Source organism: Achromobacter agilis, from assembly GCF_900496965.1.
Classification (GTDB): domain Bacteria; phylum Pseudomonadota; class Gammaproteobacteria; order Burkholderiales; family Burkholderiaceae_B; genus Achromobacter; species Achromobacter agilis.
The window spans coordinates 1-8722 of sequence record NZ_UFQB01000050.1; the positions used below are offsets into that span (position 1 = coordinate 1).

The following is an 8722-nucleotide window of genomic DNA, read 5'->3' on the forward strand; positions in this document are numbered from 1 at the left end:
TCGTTGTCGCCTGCGGCGACTGCCTTCGGATTCCCTCGGGCTTATCGACGCCCCGCGCATCCCAGTCCCCCGCCGCGCCCGGCTCGGGCGGCGTTGATTCCTCGGCCGCCGGGGCGGTTGGTGTGCTTGGGTTTTAGCCGGCGACGGTTTGGCCGCGGACGATCTTGCGTCGCCCGCCCCAGGCCGGCCGCGCGGGCGGCCTTTTGGGGCTTACGCAGTGTCTTGCGGCTGAGGCCGTGCGCAGCGTGGATATCCAGGTGTCTGACACCCGTACGAGACACCCACACGAATTGAGGCCAGTGCCCCCGGGTGTCTGACACCGGGCTCGATTCCCGGGCCGCCAGCCACGTCGGGGGCCCGGGATACGCGGGTCAGCGATTGCACGGGCGTGCGCAGCGTGGGGGCTCATCCCTCCGTCGGGCCGCCCCAAGGAGGGACCGCCCCCTTGGGGGCAGCAAGCACGCAAAGCGTGCGCAGCGTGGGGGCTCGTCCCTCCGTCGGGCCGCCCCAAGGAGGGACCGCCCCCTCGGGGGGCAGCAAGCACGCAAAGCGTGCGCAGCGTGGGGGCTCCCCCCTTCTTCTTATGGCACACTGCGAGCGTTTTCCTACCTGGAGCCCGGCGGTGCGTGGCAAACCCTCTTTTGGTGGCAGCAAGCTGACTGCCCTGATCGTCGCCTTGATCCTTGCGGCGGCGGGCGCCATTGTCAATTGGCTGCAGCCTTCGGGGCGGGAAGGGCAGCGTCCTGCTCCTCCGGCCCAGAGCCAGACCCCGGCCCAGGGCCGGCCGGGTACGGCCCTGGCCGGCGGCATACCCCAAGGCAGCTATACGCTGACGGGCATGATCGTCAACGTCGCCGATGGCGATACCGTCACCCTGCGCGCGCCGGACGGCCAGCGCAAGATCCGCATGGACAGCATTGACGCGCCCGAGGAAGGCCACGGCGCCGAGCAGCCCGGGCAACCCTATGCCGAGGCCTCGCGCAAGCACCTGGCGGGGCTGGTCGCGGGCAAGACGCTCACCGCCCAATGCTACGAGCAGGACCAGTATGGCCGCGACGTGTGCGCGGTGATCCTGGAAGACGGCCGTTCCGCCAACCGCGCGCAGGTGGAGGCCGGCTACGCCTGGGCCTATACCGCGCGGCGGGGCGACTACCTGCGCGACAAGGCCATGCCGGACCTGCAACGCCAGGCCAAGGCCGCCGGCCGCGGCCTGTGGGCGCAGCAAGGCGCCATGCAACCCTGGAAGTGGCGATACGACTGCTGGCGGCAGCGCCAATGCGGCTGATTCCCGGCCGGCCGTAGGGGATGCCAGGGTATTGGCCCGGCCCCGTGTTTGCTATCCTCTGTCGCAACGATTCGAAGGGAAGGTTTCCATGCGTGCATTGAAGCGGCTCTGGGCGACGGCCATGCTGCTGTTGCTGGCGTTGACGGGCTGCTCACGGGAAAGCCCCATCAACAGTCCTTATCCGTCCGGCGCCGAAGCCCAGAACACGCTGTATTCCGCTTTCGTCAAACGCTCCCCGAAGTACCTGGACCCGGCCAGCTCCTATTCCGGCGATGAAACTCCCTATACATACAATATTTACGAGACGCTCTACGGTTACCACTATCTGAAGCGTCCGTACGAACTGGTACCGCGCGCGGCGGCATCGATCGACCCGCCGGTCTACCTCGACGCCCAGGGCAACACGCTGCCCGCCGACACGCCGGGCGAGCAGATCGCGCAGAGCGTCTACGAAATCAAGCTCCGGCCCGGTTCGCGGTTCGCGCCCCATCCGGCGTTCGCCCGCAAGGCCGACGGCAGCTACGACTACTATCCGCTGGCGCCGGGCGAGCTGGACGGCAAGTACTACATTCCCGATTTCCCTCGCACCGGCACGCGCGAACTCACGGCCGACGACTACGTCTACGCCATCCGGCGGCTGGCCAGCCCGCGCGTGGTGTCGCCGATCTCCTCCCTGATGGCCGAGCACATTGCGGGCCTGAAGGAATACGGCGAACGCCTGCGCCAGCGGGACCAGGCGCTGCGCAGCGATGTGCCGGGCGGCGCGGGCGCGCCGCCCTGGCTGGACTTGCGCGAGCCTGACGGCTTTACCGGCGTGCAGGCGCTTGACCCGCAGACGCTGCGCATCCGCGTCAACGGCAAGTACCCGCAGTTCAAGTACTGGCTGGCCATGACCTTCACGGCGCCCATCCCCTGGGAGGCCGACCGCTTCTACAGCCAGCCCGGCATGTCGGCGCACGATCTGTCGTTCAATACCTGGCCCGTGGGCACCGGCCCGTACATGCTGGTGGAGTCCCTGCAGAATCGCCGCCACGTGCTGGGCCGCAACCCCAACTACCACGGCGAACCCTATCCCTGCGAAGGAGAGCCTGGCGACAAGGCTGCGGGCCTGCTGGCGGATTGCGGCAAGCCCACGCCTTTCATCGACCGCGCGGAATTCAGCGTCGAAAAGGAAGCCATCCCTCTCACCGGAAAGTTCATTCAGGGCTACTACGACATGCCGCAGATCGAGCGCGGCGAGTATGGCGTCGCGATGCTGGTCGCCGCGGGCGACAGCCAGGACAAGGCGCAGCTATACCGCGAGCACGGCATCAAGCTGCCCACCACGGTCGAGACCGCCAACTGGTACATGGGTTTCAACTGGCTGGATCCGGTGGTGGGCAAGGGCGATACGCCTGACCAGCAGGAAAAGAACCGCAAGCTGCGCCAGGCCATCAGCATCGCGTTCGACTGGGAAGAATACGTCGCGGTGTTCGAAAACAGCCAGGCATCCGTCGCCTACGGTCCGGTGCCGCCGGGCGTGCTGGGCTACCGCGATCCTCCCGAAGGCGTGAACCCGGTGGTCTACGACCTGGTGGACGGCAAGCCCGTGCGCAAGTCCGTGGACGTCGCCAAGCGCCTGCTGGCCGAGGCGGGCTACCCCGACGGGCGCAACGCCAAGACGGGCGCGCCGCTGGTGCTGTATTACGACTCGATGTCGGGCGGCGGCTCCAATCCGCAATTCGACTGGATGCGCCGGCAGCTTTCCAAGATCGGCGTCCAGCTGGATGTGCGCGCTACCGACTACAACCGCTTCCAGGACAAGATGATGCGCGGTTCCGCCCAGATCTTCCTGTGGGGCTGGAACGCCGATTACCCCGACGCCGAGAACTTCCTGTTCCTGCTGTACGGCCCCAACGCCAAGGCCAAGGGCGGCGGCGAAAATGCCGCCAACTACGCCAGCCCCGAATACGACCGCCTTTTCGAGCAGCTGAAGTTCCTGGACGACGGCCCCGAGAAGGAGCAGTTGATCGCCAGAATGGTGGCCATCGTGCAGCGCGACGCGCCCTGGATGTTCGGCTTTTTCCCGATGTCGGGAGGCGCCTACCAGCAATGGGTGGGCAACGCGAAACCGACCCAGATGGTGCGCAACACGCTCCAGTACATGAAGATCGACCCGGCGCTGCGGCAGCAGAAAATCGACGAATGGAACTACCCGAGATGGTGGCCCATCGGCGTCTTCCTATTGTTGCTGGCGCTGGCGATCTGGCCTTCCTGGGTGGCGCTGAAACGGCGTGAACGCCAGACGGCATTTGTGCCGCGCGTCGGCAAGGAGCATCAATCATGATCGGCTACGTGATCCGCCGGTTGTTGTACGGCGTGCTGATCCTGCTCGGCGTGAACCTCTTCACCTTCATCCTGTTCTTCGCGGTGAACACGCCCGATGACATGGCGCGGCTGGCGATCGGCGGCCAGCGCGTCAGCCAGGAAGCGGTGGAAAAATGGAAGGCCGAGCGCGGCTACGACAAGCCGCTGTTCTTCAATGGCCAGGCGCAGGGCGCCGCCCGGCTGACCGACACGGTGTTCTATCAGCGTTCCGTGCCGCTGCTGGCCATGGACTTCGGCGCCTCCGACGGCGGCCGCGACATCGGCCGCGAGATCCAGACGCGCATGGGGCCCAGCCTGGCCCTGGCGGTGCCCACCTTTATCCTCGGGCTCTTCGTCAGCATCGTCTTTTCCCTGACGCTCGTGTATTTCCGGGCCACGCGGCTCGATTTCTGGGGCGTCGTGCTCTGCGTGCTGCTGCTGTCCATTTCCAGCCTGTTCTACATCATCGCGGGCCAATGGGTCTTCGCGAAGCTGCTGCGGCTGGTGCCGTTCTCGGGCTTCTCCGGCGGGCTGGACGCAGTCAAGTTCCTGGCGCTGCCGGTGCTGGTGGCCATTGTGTCGCGGCTGGGGCCGGAGGCGCGCTTCTATCGCACCCTGTTCCTGGAAGAAATCGGCAAGGACTACGTGCGTACCGCCCGTTCCAAGGGCCTGGCCGAGCGCGTGGTGCTGTTCCGGCACGTGCTGCGCAATGCCATGCTGCCCATCCTGACCAGCACGGTGGCCGCCTTGCCGCTCCTGTTCATGGGCAGCCTGATCGCGGAATCCTTCTTCGGCATACCCGGCCTGGGCAGCTACACCATCGACGCGATCAACGCACAGGACTTCTCGATCGTGCGGGCCATGGTGTTCCTCGGCGCGGCGCTTTATATCGTCGGGCTGATCCTGGCCGACATTTCCTACACGCTGGCCGATCCCCGCGTCAGATTCGAGTAGCCGACATGCCCAAGTTCGTCTTCCTCTGGACCGATATCGCGCTGTGGCTCATGGCGCTGGGCGCCGCGGCCTACGCGTGGCGCGTGCGCCGCAGCCCCAACCTGCGCGCCACGTGGGCGCGCGTCGCCCGCGATACGCCGGCCATGTGTTCGGCCGTGGTCCTCTCCGCCTTCGTCACGATCGGCCTGCTCGATTCGGTGCATTACCGGCCCCTGCTTCCCCCGGCGCCGGGGGCGGCGGCCGATGCCGCGCCGGTCTATGCGCCAGCGGTCCAGTCGGCGCTCGACGGACTGCTCAAGGGCACCGTGCTGACCCGCCCGGAGAAAACCTATTCCGAGCCCTTGGCGGTGCGCCAGTTCACCAAGGAAACCATGGTCGTCGACGGCAAGCCGGTGCGCGACTTTCCCCGGCTGCGCGGCGCGGGCATCCACCTGGAAGACCCCGACAAGGGCCGCTGGGCAGACGTCCTCACGCGGCTCGGGCTGGGCCTGGGGGGCGGGCTGGCCGTGTCGCTGGCCGTGGTCGCGATCCTGTTCACCTGCCTTGCGCGGCGCGGCCGGCGGGCCGAAGAAGGTATGCCGGTCGGCCCGTCGGGCGTGCCATGGACCGCCATGGCGCTCACCTTCACGCTGCTCTGCCTGACCGTCGGCGCCCTGGCCGGGATGTCCAGCGGCTACCATGCGCTTGGCACCGACCGCATCGGCAACGACGTGCTGTGGCAGGCGCTCAAGAGCATCCGCACGGCGCTCGTGATCGGCAGCCTCACCACGATCGCCATGCTGCCTCCGGCGATCGTCTTCGGCATCGCCGCCGGCTATTTCAAGGGCAAGGTCGACGACGCCATCCAATACCTCTACACCACTATCACCTCCATTCCCGGCGTGCTGCTGGTGGCGGCCTGCGCGCTGATGATGCAGGTCTATATCGACAACCACTCCGACCTGTTCGACACCTCCGCCGCGCGCGCGGATCTGCGCCTGTTCCTGCTCTGCATGATCCTGGGGTTCACGGGTTGGGCCGGGCTGTGCCGCCTGCTGCGCGCGGAAACGCTGAAGCTGCGCGAACTGGAATACGTGCAGGCGGCGCGGGCGTTCGGCGTGTCGCACTGGCGCATCATGACGCGCCACCTGCTGCCGAATGTCGCGCACCTGGTCCTGATCACCATGGTGCTGGAATTCTCGGGCCTGGTCCTGTACGAAGCCGTGCTGTCCTACCTCGGCATCGGCGTGGATCCCAGCATGAACTCCTTCGGCTCCATGATCGATGGCGCACGGCTTGAAATGTCCCGCGATCCCATGATCTGGTGGAATCTGATGACCGCCTTTCTCTTCATGTTGGCGCTGGTGCTGGCGGCCAACCTGTTCGCTGACGCCGTGCGCGATGCGTTCGATCCGCGCACGCGCCGCTACAAGCCCGGCGGCATCGCCCGCCATGGCCTGTTCGGCCGTGGCGCCAGGCCTGCGCTGGCCGCGGATACCCGTCAATCCAGGCCGGGAGACACGCCATGAACCAGACTCCTTTGCTGGAGGTTCGCGGCCTGGACGTGGACATCGCCGGCGAAAGCGGCATGACGCATGCGGTCAAGCGCCTGCAGCTGGCCATCGCCCGGCGGCAGACGTTCGCGCTGGTCGGCGAATCCGGTTGCGGCAAGAGCATGACGGCGCTGGCGCTGCTGCGCTTGCTGCCGGACGCCGGAAGCATCGTGGGCGGGCAGATCGACCTGGACGGCGAGGACCTGAACCGCTTGCCGGAAAGCGCGATGCGCGGCGTGCGCGGCGGCCGCATCGGCATCATCTTCCAGGAGCCGTCCACCAGCCTGAACCCGGTCATGCGCGTGGGCGACCAGATCATCGAAACCCTGGTCGCGCATACCTCCCTGCGCGGCGCGGCGGCGCGCGAGCGCGCCATCGACTGGCTGCGGCGGGTGGGCATCCCCGAGCCCGAGCGGCGCGTCGACGATTATCCGTTCCAGTTCTCCGGTGGGCAGAAGCAGCGCGTCATGATCGCCATCGCGCTTGCGGCCGAGCCGCTGCTGCTGATCGCCGACGAACCGACCACGGCGCTGGACGTCACCGTGCAGGCTCAGGTGCTGGACCTGCTGGCCGACATCCAGCGCGAAATGGGCATGGCCGTGCTGCTGATCACGCATGACCTCGCGGTCGTGAAGAACGTGGCCCATCATGTGGCGCTGATGCGCGGCGGCGAGATCGTCGAAAGCGCCGACGCCGAGACGTTCTTCCGCGCGCCCAGGCATCCCTATGCGCGGCAGTTGTTCGAAGCCATCCCCACGTTCGAAAAACGCGGAGTTCCCTTGACGGAGCCGGGCCGCGAGGCCAAGGCTCGCGCCAGCGGGCGCCGCGCCGCGGGCCAGGCCGCGCGCGATGGCGGCGTGGTGCTCGACGTGCAAGACCTGAAAGTCCATTACCCCGTGCGCCAGGGCCCGCTGCGCCGTATCGTGTCCTGGGTCAAGGCCGCCGACGGGGTGACGTTCACCCTGAAGGCGGGCGAGACCCTGGCCCTGCTGGGAGAGTCCGGCTGCGGCAAGACCACCACCGGCAAGGCGCTGCTGCGGCTGATCGACGGCGCGCGCATATCGGGCCGCGCCATGCTGCTCGGACAAGACCTGCTATCCGCCGACCACCGCAAGCTGCAGCGCCTGAGGCAGGACATCCAGATCGTTTTCCAGGATCCCTACGCCTCGCTCGATCCGCGCATGCGGGTGGGAGACATCCTCGACGAAGGCCTGGCTTCCCTGCGGCGCGGCATGAGCAAAGAGGCGCGGGCCGAACGGGCGGCGGGCCTGGTCGAACGGGTCGGCCTGCCGGCCAACACCCTGGCCCGGTATCCGCACGAATTCTCGGGCGGCCAGCGCCAGCGCATCGCGATCGCGCGGGCGCTGGCCGTGGAACCGAAAGTGCTGATCTGCGACGAACCCACATCCGCGCTGGACGTGTCGGTGCAGGCCCAAATACTGGACCTGCTGCGCGAACTGCAGGACGAGCTGGGCATCGCCTACCTGTTCATTACGCACAATTTCGGCGTGGTCGAATACCTGGCGGACCGCATCGCCGTCATGGAGGGCGGGCGCATCATCGAACTGGGGCAGGCTGACGCGGTGCTGCATGCGCCGCGCCAGGACATGACGCGCAGGCTGCTGGCGGCCGTGCCGCGCCTGCAGTTCGGCCCGCCGGGCGCCGCCTGATCCGCGCGGCGCCCTCAGAGGGCGGGGTGCGCGCTGCGGGCGTCCAGCCACACGAGCGTGTCGTGCCGCAGGGCGCGTACGCACTGCGCCAGGTAGGTGTGCATCGTTTCCAGCTCCGAGGCGTCGTACCGGCGCGCCGTCGTCACGACCGCCTCGGAGATCCATTGCCGTTCCTGCAACAGCTGCTGGCACGGTTCCTCGACGGGCCGGATGACGATCATGCGGCGATCCAGGGGGTGGCGGCCGCGCTGCACGTAGCCGGCCGCCTCGAGCCGGTTGATCAGCGCCGTCGCGCCGCCGGAGCTGATGCCCATCAACTGGGCGAGCTGCCCGGTCGGCAGGGCATCGAACTCCATGACCAATTCCAGCGCTTTCAGGTCCGCCAGGGGGATGCCCAGTTTTTCGGCCAGCGCGGATTGGCACGCCGAGTTGTAGACGGCAAACTGCCTGCCCAGCATCAAGGCCATGTCCTCCAGTATCCCCGGACGCAAGTCGTTTCCGCGCATATCGGGCATCACAGTCACATGCTCGTGGTGCAGATGAGTCTCTTGTTGCAGCATGGTTTCGCTCCCTGGCAGATGGGGGGATCACTTCTTGGCCGAGAGGCCGCCCAGCAGGCCGCCCACGAGGCCGCCGTTGGCGGCGCCTCCCGTGGTGCCGCCCGTCAGGCCTCCTGTGACGCCGCCCAGCAATCCGCCCAGCAGTCCGCCGTTGCCCGCGCCCGCCGTTGTCCCGCCACTGGCGCCAGCACCCGCGCTGGCGCCGGCTCCCGCAGCGGCGCCCGTGCTTGCATTCACCGATACGCCACCGGCCAGGCCGCCCACGAGGCCGCCGAGCAGCCCGCCATTGGCCGCGCCGCCCGCCGATCCACCAGCGCTGCCGCCCGTTACGCCGCCAAGCAGGCCGCCCAGCAGGCCACCGCCCGCGGCGCCACC

At 67.9% G+C, this 8722-nt stretch carries 7 protein-coding genes; 5 read left to right on the forward strand and 2 right to left on the reverse strand.

What is annotated here, in order from left to right:
* Nucleotides 1-622 precede the first annotated feature (622 nt).
* From AGI3411_RS29875 to AGI3411_RS29895, 5 genes are all read left to right on the forward strand, one after another.
* A complete protein-coding gene (locus AGI3411_RS29875; RefSeq protein ID WP_244240489.1) occupies nt 623-1285 on the forward strand; it encodes a thermonuclease family protein in 663 nt (220 codons plus the stop codon).
* An 88-nt stretch (nt 1286-1373) separates the two neighbouring features.
* A complete protein-coding gene (locus AGI3411_RS29880) occupies nt 1374-3611 on the forward strand; it encodes an ABC transporter substrate-binding protein (protein WP_129530917.1) in 2238 nt (745 codons plus the stop codon).
* Nucleotides 3608-4585 (forward strand): ABC transporter permease, encoded by a 978-nt coding sequence (locus tag AGI3411_RS29885; RefSeq protein ID WP_129530918.1) that lies wholly within the window; start codon nt 3608-3610, stop codon nt 4583-4585. Before AGI3411_RS29880 ends, AGI3411_RS29885 begins: the two co-directional genes overlap by 4 nt.
* A 5-nt stretch (nt 4586-4590) precedes the next feature.
* Nucleotides 4591-6093, forward strand: a complete 1503-nt coding sequence (locus tag AGI3411_RS29890) for an ABC transporter permease (RefSeq protein ID WP_129530919.1) — start codon at nt 4591-4593, stop codon at nt 6091-6093.
* Nucleotides 6090-7787: an ABC transporter ATP-binding protein gene (locus tag AGI3411_RS29895; protein ID WP_129530920.1), complete on the forward strand. Its 1698-nt coding sequence runs from the start codon at nt 6090-6092 to the stop codon at nt 7785-7787. Before AGI3411_RS29890 ends, AGI3411_RS29895 begins: the two co-directional genes overlap by 4 nt.
* Before the next feature lie 14 nt (nt 7788-7801).
* Here the strand turns inward: AGI3411_RS29895 and AGI3411_RS29900 are convergent, their stop codons facing one another.
* Nucleotides 7802-8347: a MarR family winged helix-turn-helix transcriptional regulator gene (locus AGI3411_RS29900; RefSeq protein ID WP_129530921.1), complete on the reverse strand. Its 546-nt coding sequence runs from the start codon at nt 8345-8347 to the stop codon at nt 7802-7804.
* Between the two features lie 27 nt (nt 8348-8374).
* On the reverse strand, nt 8375-8722 hold a 348-nt coding region (locus AGI3411_RS30555; RefSeq protein WP_208748214.1), incomplete at its 5' end, for a hypothetical protein.